The following is a 25,857-nucleotide window of genomic DNA, read 5'->3' on the forward strand; positions in this document are numbered from 1 at the left end:
GTTAGGAGAATGGGCTTTAAAAAGAAGTGTTAAATATTTGATATATGTTTATTTATTTGAATCATTCACTGCTAAATTCACTTGAAAATCATCACTCATTTTTAACTATCTTTGGGGCTTTATGAAGATAGTCTCGCGCATTAAACTACCGATTGAAAAAGAAATGGAGCTTTTTGAAAAAAAGTTCTCACAATCTATGTCTTCAAAAGTTTCTCTGCTAAATCGAATTACTCACTATGTAGTAAATCGAAAAGGGAAACAAATGAGACCGATGTTTGTATTCCTTATCGCGAAAATGACCGGGCAAGGGAATGTTAATGAACGCACTTATCGTGGAGCTTCTGTTATCGAACTTATACATACAGCAACTTTAGTGCACGACGATGTAGTAGACGATAGTAATCGCCGCCGTGGATTTTTCTCCATAAATGCGCTTTGGAAAAATAAAATTGCCGTACTAGTTGGGGATTATCTCCTTTCCAAAGGTTTGTTGCTTTCTATTGATAACAATGATTTCGATTTACTTAAAATTATCTCTGTCGCTGTTCGTGAAATGAGTGAAGGCGAATTACTTCAAATTGAAAAAGCACGTAAACTCGATATCACTGAAGAAGTTTATTTTGAAATTATCCGACAGAAAACAGCAACTTTAATCGCCGCCTGTTGTGCTATGGGTGCTCGCTCGGTTATGGCTCCAGATGAAGAGGTAGAGAAGATGCGAAAATTTGGGGAACTTATAGGAACCGCGTTTCAGATAAAAGATGATTTATTCGATTACGGAAATGAACATATCGGGAAACCTACAGGGATAGATATTAAGGAACAGAAAATGACACTACCTTTAATATACGCTCTAAATAATGCTTCACCTAGGGATAAGAAATGGCTTATCAATTCGGTAAAAAATCACAATAAAGACAAAAAGCGCGTAAATGAAGTGATCGCTTTCGTGAAAAACAACGGCGGACTTGAATATGCGGTTACTAGAATGAAAGACTATCAGCAAGAGGCGTTGCAGCTTTTAGATTCTTATCCAAACTCTCCTTATAAAGAATCACTAGAATTGATGGTTAATTACGTTATTGATAGAAAGAAATAGTATTCCGTATTCAGTAAACAGTAGCGTAACGATTAACTTTCATATTTTTTTTAAATAAAATCTTTAGTCAAATTAAAGATGATTTTTTAATAATCAAGCTTCAGTCCCGACTAAATCTTTATACTAAGCTCTTTTTTTGTGCTTCTTACAGTATACTATTGCTGAAGTTAGAAAACTTTTTCATTCCTCAGACAACCATTTCTCAAAAACTTGCGTCTATATAAATAGAAGCCCTAATCAGCGAAGCGTATTTTGAAAATTATCCCATTACATAAAAATTATTCAAAGTTAATTGCCAAAGCAGGGAATGGCGATCGCCGAGCTCAAAAAGAGCTGTATGATATGTTTGCCCCTAAAATGTTAGGCGTTTGTAGACAGTATTTAAAAAATATCGAGTTGGCTGAGGAGGTAATGCTTTCAGGTTTTTTTAAAGTCTTTACCCATTTATGTAACTATAATAATGAAGGAAGTTTTGAAGGTTGGATTCGTAGAATTATGGTAAACGAAAGTATTTCTCAACTTCGGAAAGACAAAAAATTACACTTTGTTTCTGAACAGGAAATAGATAATACAACCCAGCATTCAACTTATATCGAAACGGAGTTGGAAACTGATGAAATTCAGAAAATTATAGATAGTCTTCCTGATGGCTATAAAACTGTTTTTGTGCTTTATGCAGTTGAAGGATATAAACACGGGGAAATTGCAGAGTTATTGCAAATAAGTGAAAATACATCTAAGTCGCAGCTTTTTAAAGCTCGAAAAATGCTTCAAGATTTAGTGAAACAACAAAACAACTTAAGTTATGGCGCCTTATAAATTAGAAGATAATATTCGTGAAAAGTTAGAGTCGAGGGAGTTAAAACCTTCTGAAAAGGCTTGGGATAAGCTACAAGCAAAGCTGAATGCAGAACAACCTCAAAAGAAAACTGTATTGTGGTATTATGTTGCGGCAAGTGTTATTGGGATCCTAATTTTAAGTTCAGTTTTCTATACTAATACAATTGAAGTTAAAGATGAAATTGTAACAGAAAGTTTAGATGAAAAATCAATTGATAACGATTTAAAAATCATTCCGGATAGTGAAGATGCTCAAAAATATGTTTCGACACAATATAATTCTGATGTAAACAAACCTGAAGAAAATAAGGATAAAGAAAAGTCGCAATCAAATTCAAATTTAATGACGTCAAGCCCAGAATCACCTCTGTCAACGGGTACTAAAAAATCTGAAATTGATAAGAAAATTGATAAAACTAAAGTTCTTGCAAATACTGAAAAGGAGAATTCGTTTGAAGAAGAGCTTATTAACGCCAAGGTAGATGAGGTAATTGCATCTGTAAAGGAATTACAGCAGAACAATAACGAGGTAAGTATAACTGAAGTTGAAGATCTGCTAAATAAAGCGCGCCGTGAAATTCAAACTCAAAAAATTCTCAATGCTCCTGAAGTAGATGCTACCGCCTTGCTACAGGAAGTGGAATGGGAACTAGAAAAGAGTTTCCGCGATAAAGTATTCGACGCTCTAGGCGAAGGTTTTATAAAAATTAGAACCGCAGTTATTGAAAGAAACGATTGAGCAAATGACACCTCGAGCGCAGTCGAGAGGTTCTTGAAATTTCTAAAATTTTAATCAAATTTCATTATTAAATAGATAAAACTACCCCAACCATCGTCTACCAACCAAAGACTACCGACTAAAAAATATCATTCATCATTAATCAAAAATTGAACAATTATGAAATCATTAATCACAATTTCAACAGCCCTAACTATGTTTTTTCTTGCCAGTAATTATTCACAGGCACAGGAAAAACAAGTGGACTCACTAAGTGTCGTCGAAAAATTCTCTCGTGTTAAAAAAGAGATAGTTCAACAGGAAAAGAATGCCCTAAAAATTGAAGTCGAAAATATTAATAAACGTCTTGAAACAGGAAGCATCAATCAAGCTGAGGCCGAAATCTTAAAAAATGCCGCCGCTAAAAAACACGCATTAAATATAGAAAATCGACTGTCTATTGTTGATAATAAAATGGAATTATACAAGCGTAACGGGGAATCAGGAGAAAATGAAGATAAAGCCTACGTGGCTATCAGTTTTGGTAATGAAGATGCTAATAACACTCGGGTTTTTGGGGTTTCGGTTAAAAGTAAAGAAAAGAAAGTGGTTTATGACAGACGCACAACTTCAGATGGTTATATAGCGGTTGGACTAAATAATGTTGTTACTTCAGGAGAATCCTTGGAGGATTCAGATTTTAAAGTTGCTGGTAGTCGATTTACCGAATTAGGGTGGACTTGGAAAACTCGTGTTTTCGATAATTCTAATTGGTTGCGAGTTAGGTATGGTCTAGCATTTCAGTTTAACGGACTTAAACCAACCGATAACAGAATTTTTGTAGATACAGGGGAGCAAACGGAACTTCAAACCTATCCGCTAAATTTAAAAAAGTCAAAATTTAGAATGGACAACTTAGTAATTCCGATTCATTTTGAATTTGGACCTTCAAAAAAGATTGAACACGACGATTATTTTCGATATGTAACCCGTGATCAATTCAAATTTGGGATTGGAGGTTATGGAGGAATTAATTTAGGCGCTCGTCAAAAACTTAAATTTGAAGAAGATGGTGAAAATCAGAAACAAAAATTGAAAGCTAATTACAACACTAATAATTTTATTTATGGATTAAGTGCTTATATAGGTTGGGGAGCCACTTCAATTTATGCTAAATACGACCTTAATACCATCTTTAAAAATAACGCTGTGGATCAACACAATGTTTCATTGGGCCTAAGGCTTGATTTGGAGTAGCCAAAATCTCTTTTTTATTCGTTTGTTTATTAACCTGCAAGGTGTTTCCCGTTTTTGCGGGGCTCCTTGTAGGTTCTTTTTATTTTAACTGAAATAGTAAAGGCTTAGGTTTTTCATTCTTAATATCCCTATTTTTACAAATCCAAAATTCTTAACAACAAACTATTAATTCACCATAAATTGATAAGTAGAACTACTATAGATAATGTTTTTGAAGCTGCTCGAGTAGAGGAGGTGATTGGCGATTTTGTACAATTGAAAAAATCTGGTAGCAACTACAAGGGGCTTAGTCCGTTTACAGATGAGCGTTCACCAAGTTTTATGGTTAGTCCTGTTAAGCAAATATGGAAAGATTTTAGTAGTGGAAAAGGTGGAAACGTGGTGTCGTTTTTAATGGAACACGAACACTTTACCTATCCTGAGGCAATAAAATTTCTAGCTAAGAAATATGGAATTGAAATAGAAGAAACCGAGCAATCTAGCGAAGAGAAAGAACAAGCTAACGAACGTGAAAGTCTTTATTTAGTTAGTGAATTTGCTAAAAATTATTTTCATAACACCTTATTAAAAACCGAAGAAGGAAAAGCCATCGGACTTTCATACTTTAAAGAAAGAGGTTTTACCGATGAAACGATTAAGAAATTTGAATTGGGTTACTCACCAGATTCCTGGGAAGCATTCACCAGTCACGCAATTAAAAAAGGATATAAACTTGAATTCCTCGAGAAAACAGGTTTGTCCATTGTAAAAGGTGAAAAACAATTCGATCGCTTTAAGGGAAGAGTGATGTTCCCGATTTTAAGCATGAGCGGGCGTACTCTTGGTTTTGGAGGGCGTATTTTAACTTCAGATAAAAAAGCAGCAAAATATCTCAACTCTCCTGAAAGTGACATTTACCATAAGAGCAAGGTTCTTTATGGGATTTTCAATGCAAAACAAAGCATATCAAAAGAAGATAATTGCTACTTAGTAGAAGGATATACCGATGTAATTCAGTTTCATCAAACAGGTATCCACAACGTAGTTTCTTCCTCTGGAACTGCTTTAACGCCAGAGCAAATTAGACTAATTAATAGGCTTACCAAAAATATCACGGTTCTATTTGATGGTGATGCAGCTGGACTTCGCGCGTCTTTACGAGGGATAGATTTGATTTTGGAGCAAGGAATGAATGTGAAAATCTGTACTTTTCCAGAAGGGGAAGATCCAGATAGCTTTTCACGGAAAAATTCTTTGGAAGACTTAAGCCTGTACCTGGAAGAAAACTCTAAGGACTTTATCACTTTTAAAGCTTCATTATTAGCAAAAGAAGCTAAAAACGACCCGATTAAAAAATCTGAAACCATACACGATATGGTTAACAGCATTGCTAAAATTCCAGATGTAATAAAACGCGAAATTTATATTAAGGAGTGTTCGCGTATTATGGATATTTCGGAAGAGGTGCTGTTTAATACCTTAGCCCAATTACTTCGAAAAGATAATAAGGATTCTTCAAAAAAAGCTGAAGTAAAACAGGAAGCATTTCAAGTAGTTTCCTCTGAAAAAAAAGCCAAGAAAATAGATGTTCAATTTGAATTGGAGCAAAAAATTATCCAACTTCTTCTACTGTATGGCAATGTTGAAGAAGATTTTGAAGATTTAATACTTGAAGCTGATGAAAAAGGAGAAATTTCTTTAAAACCTGAAATCCATAAAGCTCGAGTGTATGAAAAAATTTATCTTGACTTACAGGATGACGAAATTGAATTCACAAATCCTGAGTTTAAAAAGATATATTATGAAGTAGTAAATCGTTTTAATCAAAACCCTGAAGCCAAAGCAGAAACCTTTATTAACGATTTAGAACCAGAACTTGCAACAGCTGTAACGCATGTATTGATGGAAGAAGAACGCTATGAGCTTCACAATTGGGAGCGTATGGAGATCTATGTAAAAGGAAAAGATAAAACCATTGCCCAAATTGTAAGTGAGACCATCTTAAATTTACGACGTCATTTAGTTTCTCAAAAAATAAATGACTTATCGGAAATGATGAGAGATAATGATAACCCTGAAAAAGAGTCAAGTTTACAGGAAATCGTAGATTACCTAACCCTTAAAAAAGTGCTTTCAAATAAACTGAATAGGGTAGTATAAGCACATTCAATTTATCGATTTCATTTCCGAATACAACTCAAGTTTTAGAATCAATAAATTGATATAATGTAGTTAAATATATAGTGTCTTCCGATTATTTCTAAGAATATCGAATACTATATTAAAAATAACTTTAGAGCAACTCTTTTGGAATTTCACAAACTGGAATCGGAACCATTTTATGTTTGTTGGCACGATTTAATCGCGTGTATATTTCGAATACAGTTTTTTCTCTTCCGTTAAAATCGGCACTAGATTTTCCTGCTTCTGTCATTTTCATTGCCCATTCCAATTCATCATAGCTTGCACCAAGTTGGTCTTCGTCGGATCTGCTATCGCCAAATAAACCATCGGTAGGAGCGGCTTTCATTATAGAATCTGGAATATTTAAAGCCTCGCCAAGCTTGTAAACTTCGCTTTTCATCAAATCTGCAATGGGGCTTAAATCTACACCACCATCACCATATTTAGTGTAAAATCCTACACCAAAATCTTCAATTTTATTTCCCGTGCCAGCAACTAAATAACGATGTAAGCCTGCAAAATAGTAAAGTGTAGTCATTCTTAACCTCGCTCTAGTGTTTGCTAGGGAAAGATCGAGGAAACTATCGTCTTCAGTTTGGGGAACTTCTTTTTTGAATTCTTCAAATACTGAAGTAAGATTTACCTCGGTATTACTAACATTTGAATAATTATCTTTTAGAAACTGAATGTGCTCTCTACCACGACTCACTTGATTTGGAGCCTGATGAATAGGTAATTCTACACAAAGTGTCGGCAAACCTGTTTTTGCACATAAAGTTGAAACAACAGCAGAATCAATTCCGCCGCTTATACCTAATACAAAACCATCAGTTTTTGAATTTACGGCATAGTCTTTTAGCCAACTTACGATATATTCGATTACTTTCTCGGTTTGCATTTTTTCGATATTTATAAAATTTATATTGATTTAAGGTCTATTTATTTCCTAAGCAGTGGTGTACCTATATAAAACTTTTAAACCCTAAACTTTTAAACTCATTCAACAATAAGGTACCTTTGCACGTCAAAAAGTTGATAAAGATAAAATTAATTAAAATCAATGGCGTTAACCAATAGAAACATTTTTAATTCTATGCGATATATTTTTCTACTTCTTTTTGGAGTTCTTTTGTTTTCGTGTAATAGCGATAGTAAGTTAGAAAAGGAAATTCAACAAATCCCGATGGATGTACAAATTGTGCGTTTTGACAAGGAGTTTGCCGATGCCTCGCCTGCCGATTTACCAGTATTAAAGCAGCGTTTTCCGGAGTTTTTCCCAGTGCAATATCACGATAGCATTTGGGTGCAAAAATTAACAGATACACTTCAAAATCAATTGGAAGATGAGGTTTTTAAGGTTTTTCCAGAAGTTCAACTTATAGAAGACGATATCATTCCGCTATTTCAGCATATAAAATATTATTTCCCACAGTTTTTGACTCCTTTGGTGGTTACAGTAACTTCTGATGTAGACTACAGAAATAAAGTTATTCTTGCCGATAGTATGTTGGTTCTTGCACTAGACAATTATTTAGGTAGCGAGCACGAGTTTTATGGAGGGATTGATAAATATATCAAAAAGGAAATGAAGCCTTCACAGCTCATTCAAGATGTAGCTGAAGTTTTTTCAAGAGAATATATTAAGCCACCTACTAATGCTACATTCCTAGGACAAATTATTTACTATGGAAAAATGCAGTATCTAAAAGATGTATGGCTTCCAAAAACTTCAGATGCTGATAAAATGGGATATTCTGAAGAAGAAATACAATGGTCTGAGGAAAATGAACTCTATATGTGGCGTTATTTTGTAGAAAATGAATTGCTCTATAGTACCGATCAAAGACTAGGTGCACGATTTATTAATCCGGCTCCTTTTTCTAAGTTTTATTTAGAAATAGATAATGACTCTCCAGGAATGTTAGGAAGATATATCGGCTGGCAAATAGTGCGCGCATATATGGATAATAATGATACAACTGTTCAGCAATTAATGATTACTGGTGCTGACGAAATATTTAATAATTCAAAATACAAACCAAAGAAATAATGGCTGTAAAACACAAATCTGAAATAAGACTAAACGTTGGTTTAGACGAAAATAAAATCCCTGAAACTATACATTGGACAGCCGAAGACGGCGGAGTTACAAACGAAGAATCGAAAGCTGTAATGCTGTCGGTTTGGGATCATAAAAACAAAGAGTCTTTGCGTATCGACCTATGGACAAAAGAGATGCCAATGGATGAGATGAAAATTTTCTTCCATCAAACGTTAACTGCGATGGCTGATACTTTTCAACGTGCTACAAACGATGACAAAATGAGCGATACAATGCGTGACTTCTGCGATTATTTTGCAGAAAAATTAGAGCTTAAGAAAACAAAATAAGATTTAGTTTATAAAGCAAACCTTACTTTGTTTTTGCAGGGTATATGGTTTGCTTTATAAAATCTTTTGGGAATTCTTCGTCTCCTTCAAAACCTAATTCAATATCTCTACCATCGTGAGGTACGTGACTGGTTTTAAATAGGTAGTCCCATAAACTTAAACTAATTCCAAAATTTACTCCGTATTGGTGATTTTCAGGCAGTTCTTTTGCGTGATGCCAAATGTGCATTTTTGGATTGTTGAAAATATATTTTAACACACCATAATCCCAGCCTAGGTTTGCGTGGTTTAAATGCCCAATAGTAAGGGCAGAAAAATGTACAATTGCTACAGATTGTACATCAAACCCACCTATTACTGCTAGAGGAATATACAGTAAAGACTTATACACTATTGGTTCCATCCAATGATATCGCAGATGTCCTGCAAATCCCATTTCTTTTATTGAATGGTGTACTTTATGAAAGTTCCAAAGGAATGGAGAGTAATGAAGTAAACGATGCGTATTCCACTGTACAAAATCTGTAATTAAAAAGAATACAAGTAGGTCGAGTCCGAATGGGAGTGCATTTAAATCTAGAAGCTGAAAATCTGAAATCTTTAACCCTATTAAACTCAGTAAATCATTAAAAAGCTCAGCGGTTGCATTTGAAAGAAAAATAAGAACAATCAGATTTAATAAGAAAAAGTTGAAGAACATATAGAATGTATCCATCCAAAAATCTTTTCTGAAGATTTTCTGGTCTTTTCTCCAAGGGAAAAGTAGCTCTAATGCCCAAACTATTAGGGAGACAAGGATAAGTCCGTAGAAGTAGTTTTCCCAATGAAAATGAGTGATTTCCTTCCACAAGTAGTTAAAGTATCCGTAGTAAGAATTCTTGAATATTTCTATGTATTTTTCCATTGTTTATATACGAAAGCTGACAGTTTTCTAAAGCGAAAAAGGTTTAAAATTGGCTTATTCTATTATAAAATCTAAATTTTCGTTTATTGGTTTTCTTTGTCTGTGTACAAGTTTGAAATTTTCAATATCATTGAAAAAATCAATTACCTCTGTTCTTTTTAAAGCTGTTGGTTTTGGGGAAATTATTGAATTATATGAGCTGAATTTATAATTTTCAAAATTATCAATAATTCTGTGGTTTTCAGGATTTAAATGGATGTATAATATTAGCTGCTTTAAATATTTTTCTTCAGAAATTCTTATTCTTTTAAATGGTCGTTGAAATAAACTCCCAACTCTTTCATATTTTTTATTGAATGCTTTTGAATATGCATTGAACATATTTGAAAAAGCTTGAGAGGGTTTTTCTGCGTTTTCTTTAATTTGAATTAGTAAATGAAAATGGTTTTTGAGAAGGCAATAGCAATAGATATCTGCAATAGGAAGAATGTATTTTCTAACTAATTTTAGAAAATAATAATAGTTTTCATCTTCTTTAAAAATATCTTGTTTATTATTCCCACGATTGAAGATGTGATAGAAATATGTTTCTTCTAAAAAATCCATATTTTACGTGTTGAAACCTGTCAGGTCTAGATTGTGAAATACAATTTAGTGTTGAACTTACTAAATTAAGTAATTATATCGGGTTCTGTATTGGATGTAAACTCAACATGTTTTGCATGTTTGAACCTGACAGGTTTTCGAAACCTGTCAGGTTTGGTGTGTGAATTAAAATTTTTTATTGAGTTTGCTAAATTTAGTTATTATATCAGGTTTTGTTTTGGCTGCAAATTCAAAATATTTTGAATGTTTAGACCTGTCAGGTTTTTGAAACCTGACAGGTCTGGATTGTGAAATACATATTTTGTTGAACTCACTAAACTAAGTAATTATATTGGTTCCTGTATTGGATGCAAAATCAAAATGTTTTACGTGTTTAAACCTAACAGGTCTCGAATAGGTATCGCAATTCAACTTACAACTGCTTAATCAATTCAGTAAATAATGTTATCATATCTGGTTCTGCTTTGTTGGCAGCAGCAATAATATCAGGAATGTTGACTGGTTTTAGATTGTCTGGATCACATTCGTCTGTTAAGACTGAAATTGCCGAAACTGGAAGTTGTAAATGGTTTGCAACAATTATTTCTGGCACAGTACTCATTCCAACGGCATCTGCGCCAATAATTTTTAAATAGCGATATTCTGCTCTAGTTTCAAGTTGCGGGCCTACAACGCTTGCGTAAACACCCTTGTGAAGCGTTATGTTGTTGTTTGTAGCAACTTGTTCAATGATTTTATTCATTTCTGCATCATAAGGGGCGCTCATATCTACAAAACGTTCGCCCATTTTTTCTACACCTCTAAAGGCTAGGGGAGAATCACCTTGTAAATTAATATGATCGTCTATGAGCATTATCTCTCCTTTTTTGAAGTTGAGGTTAATTGCTCCTGCTGCATTGCTTACCAAAAGGCGCTTAATTCCTAAAAGATGCATAACTCTTACAGGGAATGTTACATCGCGAAGTGTATAGCCTTCATAAACATGAAATCTACCTTGCATTACCACGATTTTTTTCCCTTCTAGTGTGCCGTAAATTAATTTTCCTTTGTGAAACTCTACAGTCGCAGTAGGGAAGTTAGGAATGTGATTGTAGCTAACTTCGGCAATTATATCAACTTTCTCAACTATTTTCCCGAGACCAGTACCTAGTATAATTCCTATTTCTGGTTTTTCAAATCCGCGATTTTGAAGGTATTCTGCCGCTTCTTTTATAAATTTTGGTACGCTCATATCGTTACTTTTTATTGTCTGTTTAAATAAAATTACTATCTAAATGAGGTGGTACAAATTGATGAAAAGCTTCTACATCTTTTATATCCTCATAGTAATCAATATCATTTTTCTCATCTAATAAGGTGTACTTAAATTGTCTTAAATCGTTTAAAGTAGATTTCAAAACACTATCAGTACCCCAAACTTTATTTTCAAAAACTTTGGTGTTGAGTTGTTTCATTCCCAATAGATAATAGCCGCCATCAGAGGCAGGGCCAATAACATAGGGTGATGTTTGCAGTGATACAAAAGCTGTTTCTAAATCTTGGGTATCCATGTCAAACATATCGCTTCCAATAATAATTACGCTTTCATAACCCATTGCAAATACATCTGAAAAAGCATTTTTCATCCGCTCCCCTAAATCATTTCCAGATTGCAGTTTTTTTCTGAAAACATCTGGATTCCACAAATCGTTACGATGAATGTTTTCTGAATAAAAAACGAATTTATCTACATTTAAGTTTTCAGTAATTTCAGCAGTGTGCTTTAAAAGAAACTTATAGATTTCCAAAGCATTTTCATCGCCAATTGTTTTAGCTAAGCGTGTTTTTACCTTTCCCAATTCTGGGTTACGGGTAAAAATAATCAAAGCGTTTTTGGAAGTAGGGAAGTGGAAATCGGCAGCCATACTATTGGCATCGTCTGAAGTATTTGGGTTTATTATCGCCATTTGTCAGTAGTCAAAATAGTTTTCTATCAGCTTAGTTCTGCTTTTTTATTTTCTTAAACTGAAGAGAAATAATAAGCAAACTTATGATAATTCCAAAGCCAGCCGCAAGGTTTTGTTCCGAAGCAAAACTTTTCCAATTCACCATTCCTAAATTGATGCCTAATAGAATAAAAGCTCCAATTAGTAATAAAACGTTTTTATTTGATTTCATTTTTATTCAATTATAATATAAATCCTGTGATGTTTATGATTTAGTAAACAGGATTGCCAGCTTTTAAATAATGACTCCAACGTCTAGAAAATGTGTGGATGTTTTCGGTTTCATTCCCTTTAGAATCAAGAACCGAATAGCCTTTATTTTTCCATTCAAAGATTCCGCCATAAAGGTTTTTTACATTTGAAAAGCCTACTTTTTTTAATTTTTCACCAATTCTTTCAGAACGTATTCCAACCGAACAATAAACAACTATCTGTGTATCTCTATCTAAATTTTGAAGAAGCTTATCTTCCGAAGAAAACATATCAAAACCGATGTTTTTTGCTGAAGTTATGTGACTTACACTAAATTCATTTGCTTCTCGTGTATCTAGAACAACTACTGAATTTTCTTTTAATAAATTCTGTAGTTCCTCAACAGAAATATAGGGGATACTACCTGAGTTGTTTTGTTGCAATAGAATATCTAAATTTTTTTGAGTTTGACCGCTTGCAACACTAAATCCGAAGAGGAAAAATACGATAATGAAACTTTTCATAAATAGACTAAAACCTGTGCTTAACTGTTTCATCATTTATTCGGTAACTGTACCTTGGCAACTACTTCCTGCACCAGCTGTACATCCATAACAATGCTGAGAAATTACAATGTTTCTGTTGTTAAGAATTTCCTCATTGTATTCAGAGATGTGTTGGATTTTACTAGCTACCTTCAATTCTAACATTTGGTTGAAATCACAGTCGTATAAAAATCCGTCCCAACTTATAGAAATGGTATTCCTACACATTACGTTTTTAACAGCAGCGGGATTGTATGCATCTACTAAGGAATACATATAATCTTCATAGTTATCCGAAGCTATTAAGTAGTCAAGGAACCTTGAAATGGGCAAGTTTGTAATCGCAAATAGGTTATGAAACTGGATATTAAAATCTTCAAGTAGTGCTTTTTTAAAATCTTTTTCCATGCTAGCTTGATTGCTAGGAAGAAACGCTCCACTGGGATTATAAACTAAATCTAAACGTAATTCGCTATTTGGCATTCCATAGCCCACAGCATTGAGTTCTTGTAGCGCTTTTATAGATTGGTCGAAAACGCCTTCTCCGCGTTGCTTGTCGGTTTTGCCACGCGTCCAATGTGGCATACTGCTTATTATATGAACATTGTGTTTTTTAAAAAATTCAGGTAAATCGTGATACTTTTTATTGGCTCGGATAATAGTAAGATTACTTCTTACTATAAAATCTTTAATACCTACTTTACTAGCTTCTTCTACAAACCAGCGAAAATTGGGATTCATTTCTGGCGCCCCACCGGTGAGGTCTAAGGTATGTGCTCCCGTGTTTTTTATTACATCCAAACACTGCTTCATAGTTTCCCGCGTCATTATCTCCTTTCTGTCTGGCCCTGCGTCTACATGACAATGTTCGCAAACCTGATTACACATATAACCAACATTGATTTGTAGAATTTCTAAACCTTTTGGTCGTAGCGGAAATTGATTTGTTTCGTTTATTTTTTCAGAAAAAGTAGGAAGGTCTCCGTTAGCAAAAATACCATTGGAGAGTTTTTCGAGTTGTTTATTCGCTACAGCAAGATCACTATTGCGTTTGTGAAGTGATTGTTGTTTTTTCTTTTTCTCTTTCAGCATAGAATGTTTTAATTGAATTCCTATAAAAGAATCAGTAGTCGTTGAAATTTATCCGTCTAACTTATTTACTTTATTCATCATCATTACGCCGTGGACAAGTGTTGCGCCGCTTTTTATTGCTGCGCCAACGTGTACGGCTTCCATCATTTCTTCTTTAGTAACACCTCGTTGAAGGCTGTCTTTAGTATAGGCATCGATGCAGTAAGGGCACTGTTCTGTATGTGCAACTGCTAGCGCTATTAAAGCTTTTTCACGAGCGGTAAGTGCGCCTTCTTCAAAAACTTTTCCGTAGTATTCAAAAAATTTCTCACCAAGCTCTTCACTCCATTCAGTGATTTTACCAAATTTTCTTAAATCCTTAGGGTCGTAATAATTATCTGAAGCCATTTTTATTATAAAATTTATGTATTTGAAGATGGTCGAATCTTCATTTAATGTAAATATAGATAAGTAGTTTTTGAAAACGATAGATGTTAACTAAAGTTTCAAATCTTTTAATCGAAAGAATAAACCACCCCTGTTGTTAGTTCGTATTGGGAATTTGGGATTCCTTCGGCAGGTATTTCATCGTAATTAAAAGTGTAGGTAGTTTTAAAGCTAAAATTTTTGAAGAGATGAACCAATAATGATGTCTGAGAGGAAACTCTATAATCGTCTGTTATACTTTTAAGCATAGGTTGGTAATAGGTGGTGCTAATTACTGTTAGGTAGTCTTGAGGATAAAGACTAAATGAAAAGTAAATAGAACCTCTTATCCCTTCTTTAATTGGATTGAGAATGTCATCTCGTTTTTCGTGTTCATACATCAGTAAAGTTCCTAAATAGAATTTATAGTCTTCTAGCTGTGTAAGTTTGAAACGTGGCCCCGTTCCTACAAGACCGCGAAAGTCGATTTTAGAAACTTTATTGTATTGACCTTGACCAAAAACTTCCCAGGTTATGTTTGGGAAAAGTTTGTAATTATAGCGAAGATGTTGAATACCTCGGTTTTCGAATTTATTACCTTCAATCCTTTGAAATTCTATTTCATTTTTAAGAAGGACTAAATGTCGATTCATTTTGTATTGTACGTGAATGTTATTCTTGATACTCAGCTTGTCATTAACATCACGTTTTAAAGCAAAATCTAAACTAGTTGAACCTGAAAATCCAGATGTGTCTGTAACTCTTCTAAAGGATTCGGCATTTATAACTTGGGCGCTTATATTGAAAGATAATAGGAGGAATAAGGGTAATAAAATATACTTCATAGTCAAGAAAGTAATAGGGTTACGATTATTTGTCTACTTTATTTTCAAGGTGCTTCTTTAATACAATTGCTTGATTGTGTTTTGTGTCTTTAGCACCAAACAAAAGAGTAAGTTTATTTTTTTTACTTTTTTGAAGAAGCTCAGTTACCAAATCTGAATGTTTTTCAAGTTCATCATTGTATTTTTTCGAAAACTCATTAAAGTTTTCTTCCTTATGATTGAACCATTTTCGAAGATCTGAGGATGGAGCAATTTCCTTCATCCATTTGTCAAGTTTTGCTTCTTCTTTACTTACGCCTCTAGGCCATATACGGTCTACCAAAACCCTATAGCCATCATCTTTAGATGCTTCCTCATAAATTCTTTTAATTTGAATTTCCACAAGCTATAAGTTTTTGTATCCCAATATCAAACCTCACTATTATCCTTTACCAACTTATTGTTGGTTAACAACCTAAGTTATTCACCCCAAGAAGCAAGTTCTTCTTTAGACCAAAGGTTAGGGAAAAATTTACGTTGTTGGTATTTTGGATGCAGGTATTTTTTCCACTCCGAACCACCCGTAGCGGCTTTATTTTCACCTTTACTATCTAAATAATGTTGTGCAGTATCTAAATGAACTAATGGCCAAGCTACATTATAAAAATGGTCAAACTGTTTTAGTTTTTCCTTTAGTTCATCAGAAGGGTTGTCCATTTGCATTACTCTTTCTTCAAGAGTTTTCCCTTTAAGTTTCTTGGCTAAGGATTTAAAATCGTCTTCGTATTTTTCTATAAATTGAATAAGAGTTAATGTCTTTTTGCCGGTTTTCCTATTATATCCAGCGTCTTTCCAATATAGATTTTCAAAATAATCGTCTAAAGTCGGGTTTTCAGGTAATCTTTCTTGCCCCTTGCTATTAACCAAATTTTCAAGTTTAGTGCTGTATAGTTCTAGGTAGCGAAAGGAAGCACTTTGGAATCCGCTAGCAGGTGTAAGTGTGGATCTGAAGATGTTATAGTCTTCATAGCTCATTCCTTCTTTCATAATATCGAAAGAGGTAATAAGCATCCTTGTGTATCTTTTTAGTCTATCTAGTTTTGTAATCCAAACTTCTTCTGAAAGATTTTCACCTTCTGAAAGTTGCTTGATTTCGTGTATCATCATTTTTAAAGTAAGCTCTGTTACTTGATGATACATTACAAAAATCTCTTCGTCTTTATAATCAGTTCGAGTTTTTTGCAGCGATAGCAGTGTGTCTACTTGTATATAATCCCAATAATTAATTGGTTTGGCTTGTAGTAATCCTTTTAGGTATGTTTCAGGATTTTCACCTAGATTGGTGTATTTTTCTACAAGGGCTTCAATAAGTTCTTTATTATCCATGATGATTAGATGTGTCTTTTTCTTTTTTTTAAAAATAAAGAATTTTTATAGTATGGTTTGTTAAAAAATGCTTTTTAAAGAAAAGCCCTGTTACAAAAAATTGCAACAGGGCTTTTAAAGTTTATGTGAAGTTAGCGACTAGTAAAAGTTAGCGCGGTTATCTTCAATTTCTGCTTTCTTTTTAAGTGCGTTATAAACTGCATTCTGAGCACCAGGTGCAGCTTGATTGCTCATTTGGTTTGCATAATTTGAATATGATTCCATTTTTGGAGCAGGGTTGAAGGCAGTTACTTTTATTTTGTAAACACCTTTGTTTCCATCTATCAATGCAGTAGTTTCACCAGGTTTAGTACCAAATGCAATTCCTACAGCTTTAGGTTCTCTGCTTGCACCAATTGTTGGAGCAGCCATATTTACACCTGTTGCAGTTTGAACAATTACTCCTTGACTTTTAGCAATTTCGTCTAAAGTAGTACCAGTAATTGACTCACGAATCATTTTCGCTTTTTTCTCGTTGCGTAAAATTGGAATAACTCTAGTAGAAGCATCTGCAGCACTCATTAATCCTTTTTCGTTCTTACGTGTAACTTGAGCGATTACATATCCGTTTGGAACACTAAAACGTTTTGTGTCACCAACCTTAGTGTCTTTTTCAAAAGCCCAGTTGATAATTGGTCTGTTATCTCCGATACCAGGGATATTAGAATCCATTTTACCTAATTTATTTACTGGTTTTACTTCAAGGTTGCTAGCTTTAGCTAATTCGTTAAAGTCACCGTCTTTTGCAGCAAGCTCAAATTTAGAAGCGTCAGAAAATACGTTGTTTATTGTTTTTTCTGAAGGCTCTACAGCTTTTACAACCGTCGCAAGTTTAAGAGCTTTTTTAGCAGCTGATTGCTTTCCAACTTCAACAATGTGGAAACCGAAATCTGTTTCTACTAAACCTACAGTTCCTGTTGGGTTGTTGAAAATAAACTCGTCAAATGGAGGAACCATTCTACCTGGAGTAGAGTTTCCTAAATCACCTCCGTTATCTGCAGATCCATCATCAGAAAATTCTTCAGCAAGTTCAGCAAATTTAGATTTGTCTCTTTTAACAACACTTAAAAGGCTGTCAGCTAATTTTCTAGCTTCTTCTTTAGTTTTAGTGATTGTTTCTGGAGCACGCATTGTACCAACATATCTAATTAAGATGTGCTTAGACTCAGTAGAATCTGGCATTTGCTTAGTGTCTAAAACTTTTGTTAGGTAAAGAGAGTGATCTACTTTGAATGGTCCGTAAACATCACCTTTGTTAAGGTTTATTAAGTTTTCTGCCTCTGATGCAGGAAGATCTTTTTTGAATAACCATTGGTCAAAGAAAGGAATGTCTGAATTTGCATTTACAAATTCTTCGTAATCGTTAGTGTTTCTAAAACCAGGAATAGTATCGTTAGATTTTGTGTCTTGGTTGAACTCAACTTTGTCGTTTAATAAAGCAGTGATTCCAGCCTTAGCTTCTTCAGAATCAGATTCTGAAGGAGTTTCTTCGTAAAATACATATTGGATATCTGCTTGAGCATCTACCTTATAGTCGTTAGCGTGAGCTGACACGTATTTTTTAATCTCATCTTCAGACACTTTAACTTCTTCATCTGCAATTTTAGTGTAAGGCACTAAAACATACTGAAGATTTAAATTGTCGTTTTTATAATGGTATTCTTGCTCACCTTCAGCAATAGTAGCGCGTAATCCGCCCATGATCATATTGTTGTAGGTAGTTTGAACTACACTGTTAGCTATGTTCTCTTCAAATGTTAGCCATTGAGCATACATTTGAGGTGATGAAGCTTTAATGCTGGCAATGTATTCTTGAATTTTAGCGTCTTCAACTTGTCCTGCTTCATTTAAAAATGTAGGGTTGTTTGCTAAAGCAGTTTTTAATGCATTATCAATTTGAGCTTTTTCTGCAGTAATACCTACTTTCTCAATTTGCTCTTCCATGATTACACGGCGTAACTCACGATCCCAAACCATATTCATAGCTTGTGTAGCATTTGCATTAGGTCCCATATTACGTTGGGTTGCCTCTACTTGCTCCATGAAGCTTTGTCTTGGAATTTCGTTACCATTTACCGTTGCAATGGTATCTTGACCTTTAGGTCCTGTACTTCCTTTTGATATAATATCGCTTAAAATAAAGGCGAAAAGCGCCAATGCGATAATAAGGATAAGAAATATCCCTCTTTTTCTAATGCTGTTTAAGATTGCCATTTGATGTTCAAATTTATAGGTGGCGAAAATAGCATTTTCAACTCATTAATAAAAACTAAATTGAAAAAAGTGGTGAATATTTAATTTCTAATCTTCGCCTATGTTTCTAACTTCCACAAGTTCTATCTTGGTGCTAGACACTTCAAGTATAGTGAAAAGGTGATTATCTATCTCTACGGTTTCACCTTTATCGGGAATCTCTTCTGTGAAATTAACTATCAATCCGCCTAATGTTTCGTAGTTTTCACTTTCGGTTAGATTTAAGTCGTAATTTTCATTTATGTAATCTACTTCTAATCGTGCAGAGAATTTGTAGTGGTCTTCTCCGAGTTTTTCCTCAATTAAAGCGATGCTATCGTGTTCATCTTCAATGTCTCCAAAAAGTTCTTCAATAATATCTTCTACTGTAATAATTCCGCTTGTTCCACCATATTCGTCAATTACAACTGCTATACTTTTTCTTTTTTTACTAAGAACGGCAAGCACGTCTTTAATGAGCATAGTTTCAGGAACAAAAATCACAGGCATCAAAACCTTTTTAATGGTCGATGGCTTTTTGAAAAGTTCGAAGGAGTGAACATAGCCCAAAATGTCGTCTATGTTTTCTTTGTAAATTAAAATTTTAGAAAACCCAGTTTCAGTAAAAATTTTAGCTAATTCTTTTGGGGAAGTATCAATATCTACTGCTACAATTTCAGTTCTTGGAATCATAGCTTCTCTAGATTTTACTTCAGAAAAGTCTAGTGCGTTTTGAAAAATTTGAATTTCCGAATCCATTTCTTCTTTAGTTTCGGCTATATCCATTTGCTCAGAAATATAATTTCCTAACTCTAATTTACTAAAGCTTAATTGAACAGTATCTCCTTCAGTTTTAAAAACGAATTTTAGAACTAGGTCTGAAATCCAGATTATAAATTCTGAGATTAATGAAAAAACAACGTAGAAAAAATAGGCGGGAACCGCGAATATTTTCACCAAGTTGTTGGCGTAGATTTGAAAAAACACCTTCGGAAGAAACTCCGCCGTCATTAAAATTACTAAAGTTGATATAACGGTTTGGATTAATAAACCGCTAAATCCAGCCAGCGGAATATACTTCATGAGTAAATCACCCATATAGAAACCATATATAACCAGGGCAATATTGTTTCCTACGAGCATTGTAGCAATAAACTTTGAAGGCCGTTTTGTGATTTTTTTTAAAACTCCAGCTAAAAAGTTGTTTTGCTTTTTTTCAATTTCGATATGGATTTTATTGGAAGAAACGTAGGCTATTTCCATCCCCGAAAAAAATGCGGAGAGAATTAACATTGTAAAAATTATTATAATGCTATAATCCATAGGTTATTCAAAGGTCAGAATTTAAAATTCAATATTCAAAATTACAAGTTTGTAAATTTAAAATGAATTATTTGTCTTGGTTATTCATCTTTTTTCTGAAGTTTCTTTTAAAGAAAAACATTCCAATTGCAACTACAGCGAAAAACAAATATAAATAGGCGCGGCTTCTATCGTCACTCCAATTGTTTACGGTTTCGTATATAAAAAACAATGCAACGGCAAGGTATGCGTATTCAAAAAACAAGTAAGCTTTACTTAACATCTTCAGTTTTATTTTTATCGATTAATTGGACGCCTTCGTTTTTTCGTGAAGAAAAAATTGTGAAGTCTTGATTTCCATCAAATCTTCCTCCATTATTATAGGAACCGTCCTTGAATTTTATTTGGTAGGGTTGGTCTGTAAATACCCATTGATTTTTTTGATCCCAATAAAGCTGTTGAGCTTTAAGTACAACACTATCTGCTGTAACAATTACTACATTCTCACGCAAATCTACTAATCCTGTACCATCATATTGAATAGCGTAATCAGAATTCACCGTACTTTTTTTACCTTCCTTATCCCAAAATCTAACTTCAATTCCATTTGGAAATTCTTTGTAAGGAAATTTTTGGTTTGAAAAATCTAGTAGTTTTTCTGCCAAAAGGTTGGTGATAAGTTTGCCGGAATCTGTGTATTTAAAATTTATTCCTTCACCTTCTGCGATAGGGGCACCATCAGAAAGTGTGAGTTTTTTTACGTTTTTGTAATTGCTTTCACATGCAAAAAGCGTGATGACCATAATTATGGCCATCACGCTTTTAACAATATTTATACTTGTGATCATTCTTATAAGTTAGGAACCCTAACGCTACCGCCAACCCAGCAGTTAAAGGTAACTGTTTTTCCAGCCATTCCTTCGCTAAAGATATCACTTTTTTGTGGAGCACGCCCTCTGTAGCTACTTGCGGCAGCTCTAGCGTTTCCAGCGATAGTTCCATCAACACGTGCAGCTTTATCCATCATATCGGCAGCTAACCAGTACATAGCTCTCTTTTCGAATACAGTAGTTCCACATCCGTTTGCGCTGTCTGCGTACATAGCTCCAATTTTGTAATAAGCAATACCAGCAGATGGCTTAGCTTCTAACATTTTGTTGTAGTAGTTTCTTGCAGTACCATAGCTTCCTTTCTTACGGTAGTTTTCAGCGATACTGTAGTAGATACGTGCTTTCTTAGAGTTGTCTTTTTCAAGATCAGCAGCTTGGTTGAAGTACTCTAATGCTTTAGATGACTTTCCTTCAGCTTCAGCTTGCTTTCCTAATAGGTAAGCAGATGTTGAACTTGGCTCTAATTCGTGAAGACGAACAGCTAACTTGTTTGAAAGTGGGCTATCACAATCTTTTGCATCCAATCTGTTACTTGCAGACTTAATCCAATCGATATCGTTTTTCTTCTCTTCGTAATCTTTTTCGTAAAGTGGAATTAAGTTAGGGCAATCAGCTAACTGACCTAATTTACCATTTACACTTTCTTCTACAGTTGTATAAACACCTAAGTTGTTTTCGTAAACAGCTTTAGCACGCTCTTCTTTGCTAGTAAGCGCTGTTCCGCTTTCAGCTTTGTTTAATAAAACAGTAAGCTTTTCAGCTAGTGAGTTTTTTTGAGAATCAATTTTAGCAGTTACTTGGTCGTAAAGATCAAATATTTCTTGAAGCTCTTTTTCTCCTGAATTGTGTAAATCTACAGCTAAAGAGAAGTAAGTGTACAAGCTCTTTCCGCTAGTAAAATCTTCTGGGTGCTTGTTAAAAGCAGTGTCAAAAGCGTTAAACTGTTCTTTTTTAGTTCCAATGTTGTTGTCGTACTTTAACTGTGCGATAGTAGAAAGAACATCTCCTTCCTTAGTTTTAGCAGGGAAGTTTTCAAGCCTCAATTCCCAAGCTTGAATAAGGTCATTTACTTTACTTTTATCACCTTTTTCATCAATAAAGTATTCAAACATTTTTACACCATATTGGTAAGTAGCGATATGGTAGTTTGGACATTCTTTAATTAATTGCTCGTAATAAGGAAGTGCGGCTTCGTAATTTTTAATTCTAGCCGGCTCGGTAAAGTATGATAAAGTAATTGCACAATCATCAGGAGCTTGAGCAAATGTTTTTGCTGAAGTTGCTAATAAGACAATGGTAAATAGTAAAATGAATTTAGTTTTCATGGAATTGCTGTTATTGTATTAATCGTATAATCTTTTTTCGAACCAACGGTCATTTAGTGAGAAACTCAAATATGTATTAAAAAAGTTTTCTTGAATCAATCCAAAGTCGGTGGTTCCGCGTTTGCCGATTTCAAACCCTAAGTTCATGTTAGAGAATAATCGACCTACAGGTAGTCCTAACCCAAAAGATATGCCAAACTCGTTTATGTCCTGACCGTTTACAGCTAAACCTGTCTGTTCAAAACGTGCTCCAGCTCTGTAAACCACTCTGTCAAAGTAGTTTCCAAATGAATTGTAGTTAGGAATATAATATCCACCTAATTTGAATTTAGATGCATTTTTGTAAGTTACTTGATCTATAGTAAAAGTGCGATTTGAGAAATTGCTAGTTTGTTGGTTGGTGTATTCAACACCAATTCCCCAATATTTAGGCTTGCTTAATCCTGCTCCTAAAGTTAATTGTGAAGGGAAAGTAAAGTCGGTATCGTCTACAGCAACTTCTCTTTCATCAATAGGAATTATCCCAACAGGGGAGATGTTTACAGTTCCTATTCTTCTAAAGTTTTCTGAATTAAAACTTGTACCAGGTGAATAAGTTACAGAACCTGTTAATTCAAGCTTGTCTGTAATCATTTTCTTGTACAGGGCACCAAAATTAAAGCTGAAACCTAATAAGTCTGAGCTATTGTAAACTTGAGTTCCGTATTGTAAATCAGATTTCTGAGTAGTTGCTGTGTTTTCTATCTTTCCGAAATTGTAGTTAGCATCTACTCCTAAGCTAAATTCAGGTGTAACTTGATATGCTAAAGAAAGGAATACTTTATTTAAACCACCACTTCCAGAGTATTCTGTAAGTCCGTCTGGTACTTCCGAATAAAAGTCATATCCAACTGCAGTGTAAGGTAGAAGTCCAAATCCCATTCCAAATTTACCCATAGGAATTCCCATAGCTAAATAATCTAATGATGTAGATGAAGTGTTTTGGCTACCAGTGTCGCTTTTTTGCTTTTGAGCTTTATGGCTCGCGCCTACTGAAAAGTTCACTAAGCGTAGTCCCGCATATCCCGCAGGATTCTGTAAGTTTATATGAATGCTATCTGTGAAGACACCGATTCCCCCCATTGATCTGTTTTCGGCAGTTCCGCGAAATTTCAACGATCCTATTCCATAAAAAGAATATGGCGAGGTGGTTCCTTCTTGAGCTAGCATTGTAGAGCCGGCTATTAGCAAAAATAAACCAATTACTATTTTTCTAAACATGAATGTTTGTTATATTCTAAAATATGGTTCAATCCCTCCAATAAAAAATTTGAGTTGGCAAAGATGTCATTTTTTATACTATCTCGCAAAAAATGTGTGTCTCCTCCTGTTAAAATAACTGTTAAATTCTCGTTTTCTTTTTTATACTCAGCTATATAACCCTCAATTTCGAACAAAACAGCATTCACTATACCCGAATGTATAGAGTTAGCAGTGTTGTTTCCTATATATGAATTTGGATGGGCTTTTTCTAATAACGGAAGTTTATCTGTAAACGTATGTAGCGATTTATAGCGCATTGTGATTCCTGGTGAAATTGCGCCGCCTAGATATTCATTTTCTGAATTAATAAAATCATAAGTGATGCAAGTACCAGCGTCGATCACCAATACGTTTGTATTTTTATACTGAAAAGATGCTGCGCTCATTAAGGCTATACGATCTATACCCAAAGTTTGAGGTGTAGCATATCTATTATTGAATGGAACTTTTGTTTGATGATTCAAACTTAAAACATCAAAACTCTCTTCTAATTTAGATAAATGTTCCTTTGAAAGATTAGCGACAGATGATATAATACAATTTTTAATAGAAGGAAATGTTTTTGAAATTTCATCCAAGGTTTTAAGAAAACTATCCTCGTTACTAGTCGTTTTCCACTTAATTGCCTCCAAATCAAACACTCCGAACTTTATTGAAGTGTTTCCTACATCAATTACAAGATTCATAATCATTATTAAGTGCGTAAAAGTACACACATGCTAATTAACTTATTGTTAAGGACATATTAAATAGAGAGAAAAAAAATCAATATTTTTTTCAAATAAAGTTTTGTGAAATCGAAATATGCTTTATATTTGCCGTCTCAAACAATGGTGCCTTAGCTCAGTTGGTAGAGCAACGGACTGAAAATCCGTGTGTCCCTAGTTCGATTCTTGGAGGCACCACTTAAAAACCCGAAACGCAAGTTTCGGGTTTTTTGTTTTATATATAGTAATTCTAATTTTTAATAAACGTACTTATATACATAGTATATAGCTACAAACTCCTCGATAGTAACCAAATTGTCTATTGTAAATAATACATCACTATTGTAACTGGAATTGCCATTGTAAACTTTTCCGTCTCTTATAGTAAGGATGACATCACTTGAGTAATTAGAGTTTTTCTTATATAGCTTCCCATCTTTGATATTCATCAAGATGTCGCTTGAGTAGTTAGAGTTTCCTTTATAGACCTTTCCTTCTTTTACGGTAAATAGAACATCACTTGAGTAATTGGAGTTATTCTTGTACACTTTATTTCCAGAAACTTTACAAAGAATTTCGCTCGAATAATTTGAGTTTTTCTTATAAACTTTTCCATCCTTAAGATTGCAAATAATATCGCTACTGTAATTGGAATTTCCTGAATAAACTTTTGTTTGTGAATTTGATGTACCGACAGAAAGGAGTGTAAAAACGGCAATTATTATATGTTTCATACAGATTTAGGATTTAATCATATCTGCAAAAGATACGATTTTTTTAAATCCTTTTTCTCTAAAATACTCCATTTCTGTTTTGTTTCCCGTAGCTAAAACAAAATCGCCACCCCAAGCGCCTAAGCTTTTCACGGTGCCTGAAAAATCACTAAATAACTTTGATTTAACCGTAGGAAGGTTTATTATTTCTGAAATAATTTGCTCGTGTTTATTCATCAAGCTTTCAAATTCCTCAAGTGAATTGCAGACTAAAAGTGAATTTGTAATCTCCGAAATTCTCTTAAGAGTTTCTTTATTGACAGTCGCTTTCTTAAATCTTGAAATCCCTTGCTTACTGTCTTGTTTCTGATTCAGATAAACAAAAAATATCGAATCGGTGAAACCCCAAGGAAGATGTGCTTTATTTATTTCGGGAATTTCATTGTTTAACCTATATACTATAGGAGTGTCGTTTTGAGCTGCTGCAATATCGTATCCGCTGCCTCCAAAACTATTTTTAAGTAATTGAAATGCATCAACATTGGCCCATTGGGCAATATTGTTTATTAAGGTAGAAGAGGTGCCTAAGCCCCAATTACGAGGAAAATCGAGTGTTGTAGAAACGTGAAGCCCTGTATCTTTTAAAAGAAATTCAGGATTTAAACTTCTAGCCTCAAGTAGAATGTTTGATAAAGTTTTAGAAATGGGGTTATCCGCATTTTTACTTTTTAAGCTTTTTAAGTCGAAAATATCTGAAAACCAAATAGCGCCTTTTTCATCATAGCTTTCCCAATGAAGCCCCTTGATTTCTGAAAATTCAATTTTTAAACTTTGTCCATAAGCTGTTGGAATCGCTAAAGCAGAAGCCCCACTAAGAACGACATATTCTCCTGTGAGTAGTAATTTACCGTTGCTATGAAAGTTATTAATCAATTTTCTA

Annotated in this window: 28 protein-coding genes and 1 tRNA gene; 8 read left to right on the plus strand and 21 right to left on the minus strand. The window is 34.1% G+C overall.

Going from position 1 to position 25,857, the window contains the following annotated elements; translation table 11 throughout:
- The first annotated feature begins 121 nt into the window (after positions 1–121).
- The 5 genes from G3A46_RS09830 to dnaG all read left to right on the plus strand — a co-directional run bounded on the left by G3A46_RS09830 (position 122) and on the right by dnaG (position 6,053).
- Entirely contained in the window at positions 122–1,099 is a 978-nt protein-coding gene (locus G3A46_RS09830) for a polyprenyl synthetase family protein (RefSeq protein WP_165149361.1), read from the plus strand.
- Between the two features lie 252 nt (positions 1,100–1,351).
- A complete protein-coding gene (locus tag G3A46_RS09835; RefSeq protein WP_165149362.1) occupies positions 1,352–1,918 on the plus strand; it encodes an RNA polymerase sigma factor in 567 nt (188 codons plus the stop codon).
- Positions 1,905–2,678: a hypothetical protein gene (locus tag G3A46_RS09840; protein WP_165149363.1), complete on the plus strand. Its 774-nt coding sequence runs from the start codon at positions 1,905–1,907 to the stop codon at positions 2,676–2,678. The genes G3A46_RS09835 and G3A46_RS09840 overlap by 14 nt, the downstream gene beginning before the upstream one ends.
- A gap of 159 nt (positions 2,679–2,837) precedes the next feature.
- Positions 2,838–3,914: a hypothetical protein gene (locus G3A46_RS09845; protein WP_165149364.1), complete on the plus strand. Its 1,077-nt coding sequence runs from the start codon at positions 2,838–2,840 to the stop codon at positions 3,912–3,914.
- Positions 3,915–4,094: 180 nt separating this feature from the next.
- The gene (gene dnaG / locus G3A46_RS09850; RefSeq protein ID WP_165149365.1) at positions 4,095–6,053 is read left to right on the plus strand and encodes a DNA primase; all 1,959 of its coding nucleotides are present in this window, start codon (positions 4,095–4,097) and stop codon (positions 6,051–6,053) included.
- Between the two features lie 133 nt (positions 6,054–6,186).
- Here the strand turns inward: dnaG and nadE are convergent, their stop codons facing one another.
- Positions 6,187–6,975, minus strand: coding sequence for an NAD(+) synthase (nadE, locus tag G3A46_RS09855; protein ID WP_165149366.1), 789 nt, complete (start codon positions 6,973–6,975; stop codon positions 6,187–6,189).
- Positions 6,976–7,137: 162 nt separating this feature from the next.
- On the opposite strand from nadE, the gene gldB reads away from it, so the two are divergent.
- Together gldB and gldC are read left to right on the plus strand one after the other, a co-directional pair.
- The gene (gene gldB, locus G3A46_RS09860) at positions 7,138–8,127 is read left to right on the plus strand and encodes a gliding motility lipoprotein GldB (RefSeq protein WP_165149367.1); all 990 of its coding nucleotides are present in this window, start codon (positions 7,138–7,140) and stop codon (positions 8,125–8,127) included.
- Positions 8,127–8,468: a gliding motility protein GldC gene (gldC, locus tag G3A46_RS09865; RefSeq protein ID WP_165149368.1), complete on the plus strand. Its 342-nt coding sequence runs from the start codon at positions 8,127–8,129 to the stop codon at positions 8,466–8,468. Before gldB ends, gldC begins: the two co-directional genes overlap by 1 nt.
- A gap of 22 nt (positions 8,469–8,490) precedes the next feature.
- On the opposite strand, the gene G3A46_RS09870 is transcribed toward gldC, so the two are convergent.
- The 18 genes from G3A46_RS09870 to G3A46_RS09955 form a co-directional block, all read right to left on the minus strand.
- Positions 8,491–9,372 carry a sterol desaturase family protein gene (locus tag G3A46_RS09870; RefSeq protein ID WP_165149369.1) on the minus strand — a complete coding sequence of 294 codons (882 nt, stop codon included), beginning with the start codon at positions 9,370–9,372 and terminating at the stop codon, positions 8,491–8,493.
- A 54-nt stretch (positions 9,373–9,426) separates the two neighbouring features.
- Positions 9,427–9,978 carry a transposase gene (locus G3A46_RS09875; RefSeq protein ID WP_165149370.1) on the minus strand — a complete coding sequence of 184 codons (552 nt, stop codon included), beginning with the start codon at positions 9,976–9,978 and terminating at the stop codon, positions 9,427–9,429.
- A 412-nt stretch (positions 9,979–10,390) separates the two neighbouring features.
- The gene (locus tag G3A46_RS09880) at positions 10,391–11,209 is read right to left on the minus strand and encodes a purine-nucleoside phosphorylase (protein ID WP_165149371.1); all 819 of its coding nucleotides are present in this window, start codon (positions 11,207–11,209) and stop codon (positions 10,391–10,393) included.
- 22 nt (positions 11,210–11,231) lie between these two features.
- The gene (locus G3A46_RS09885; RefSeq protein ID WP_165149373.1) at positions 11,232–11,924 is read right to left on the minus strand and encodes a TIGR04282 family arsenosugar biosynthesis glycosyltransferase; all 693 of its coding nucleotides are present in this window, start codon (positions 11,922–11,924) and stop codon (positions 11,232–11,234) included.
- Between the two features lie 31 nt (positions 11,925–11,955).
- Positions 11,956–12,135: a hypothetical protein gene (locus G3A46_RS09890; protein ID WP_165149375.1), complete on the minus strand. Its 180-nt coding sequence runs from the start codon at positions 12,133–12,135 to the stop codon at positions 11,956–11,958.
- Positions 12,136–12,175: 40 nt separating this feature from the next.
- A complete protein-coding gene (locus G3A46_RS09895; RefSeq protein WP_347237690.1) occupies positions 12,176–12,715 on the minus strand; it encodes a rhodanese-like domain-containing protein in 540 nt (179 codons plus the stop codon).
- Complete coding sequence (gene arsS, locus G3A46_RS09900; protein WP_165149377.1) at positions 12,716–13,792, minus strand: arsenosugar biosynthesis radical SAM (seleno)protein ArsS; 1,077 nt, start codon at positions 13,790–13,792, stop codon at positions 12,716–12,718.
- A gap of 48 nt (positions 13,793–13,840) precedes the next feature.
- Positions 13,841–14,179 carry an arsenosugar biosynthesis-associated peroxidase-like protein gene (locus G3A46_RS09905; protein WP_139855993.1) on the minus strand — a complete coding sequence of 113 codons (339 nt, stop codon included), beginning with the start codon at positions 14,177–14,179 and terminating at the stop codon, positions 13,841–13,843.
- A gap of 107 nt (positions 14,180–14,286) precedes the next feature.
- Entirely contained in the window at positions 14,287–15,042 is a 756-nt protein-coding gene (locus G3A46_RS09910; RefSeq protein WP_165149379.1) for a DUF481 domain-containing protein, read from the minus strand.
- Between the two features lie 25 nt (positions 15,043–15,067).
- Positions 15,068–15,424: a DUF488 domain-containing protein gene (locus G3A46_RS09915; protein WP_165149381.1), complete on the minus strand. Its 357-nt coding sequence runs from the start codon at positions 15,422–15,424 to the stop codon at positions 15,068–15,070.
- Between the two features lie 77 nt (positions 15,425–15,501).
- The gene (locus G3A46_RS09920) at positions 15,502–16,407 is read right to left on the minus strand and encodes a tryptophan 2,3-dioxygenase family protein (protein ID WP_165149383.1); all 906 of its coding nucleotides are present in this window, start codon (positions 16,405–16,407) and stop codon (positions 15,502–15,504) included.
- A 138-nt stretch (positions 16,408–16,545) separates the two neighbouring features.
- Entirely contained in the window at positions 16,546–18,660 is a 2,115-nt protein-coding gene (locus G3A46_RS09925) for a peptidylprolyl isomerase (RefSeq protein ID WP_165149385.1), read from the minus strand.
- An 87-nt stretch (positions 18,661–18,747) separates the two neighbouring features.
- Positions 18,748–20,001, minus strand: a complete 1,254-nt coding sequence (locus G3A46_RS09930) for a hemolysin family protein (RefSeq protein WP_165149387.1) — start codon at positions 19,999–20,001, stop codon at positions 18,748–18,750.
- A 67-nt stretch (positions 20,002–20,068) separates the two neighbouring features.
- On the minus strand, positions 20,069–20,263 hold the full coding sequence (locus G3A46_RS09935) for a hypothetical protein (protein WP_139855998.1): 195 nt from the start codon (positions 20,261–20,263) through the stop codon (positions 20,069–20,071).
- Positions 20,253–20,828 (minus strand): LPS export ABC transporter periplasmic protein LptC, encoded by a 576-nt coding sequence (gene lptC / locus G3A46_RS09940; protein WP_165149389.1) that lies wholly within the window; start codon positions 20,826–20,828, stop codon positions 20,253–20,255. Before lptC ends, G3A46_RS09935 begins: the two co-directional genes overlap by 11 nt.
- 2 nt (positions 20,829–20,830) lie before the next feature.
- Positions 20,831–22,195 carry a hypothetical protein gene (locus G3A46_RS09945; protein WP_165149391.1) on the minus strand — a complete coding sequence of 455 codons (1,365 nt, stop codon included), beginning with the start codon at positions 22,193–22,195 and terminating at the stop codon, positions 20,831–20,833.
- Between the two features lie 18 nt (positions 22,196–22,213).
- Positions 22,214–23,455 carry an MtrB/PioB family outer membrane beta-barrel protein gene (locus G3A46_RS09950; RefSeq protein ID WP_165149393.1) on the minus strand — a complete coding sequence of 414 codons (1,242 nt, stop codon included), beginning with the start codon at positions 23,453–23,455 and terminating at the stop codon, positions 22,214–22,216.
- Entirely contained in the window at positions 23,440–24,183 is a 744-nt protein-coding gene (locus G3A46_RS09955) for a type III pantothenate kinase (RefSeq protein WP_165149394.1), read from the minus strand. The genes G3A46_RS09950 and G3A46_RS09955 overlap by 16 nt, the downstream gene beginning before the upstream one ends.
- Positions 24,184–24,329: 146 nt before the next feature.
- Here G3A46_RS09955 and G3A46_RS09960 point away from each other — a divergent pair.
- A tRNA-Phe gene (locus G3A46_RS09960) sits at positions 24,330–24,402 on the plus strand.
- 59 nt (positions 24,403–24,461) lie between these two features.
- Here G3A46_RS09960 and G3A46_RS09965 read toward each other — a convergent pair.
- Both G3A46_RS09965 and G3A46_RS09970 read right to left on the minus strand, forming a co-directional pair.
- Entirely contained in the window at positions 24,462–24,938 is a 477-nt protein-coding gene (locus G3A46_RS09965) for a hypothetical protein (RefSeq protein ID WP_165149396.1), read from the minus strand.
- A gap of 6 nt (positions 24,939–24,944) precedes the next feature.
- Entirely contained in the window at positions 24,945–25,850 is a 906-nt protein-coding gene (locus tag G3A46_RS09970; protein WP_206736000.1) for a GYDIA family GHMP kinase, read from the minus strand.
- Positions 25,851–25,857: the final 7 nt, after the last annotated feature.

The sequence above is a fragment of the Aequorivita sp. KMM 9714 genome (genome assembly GCF_011065475.1).
Classification (GTDB): Bacteria; Bacteroidota; Bacteroidia; order Flavobacteriales; family Flavobacteriaceae; genus Aequorivita; species Aequorivita sinensis.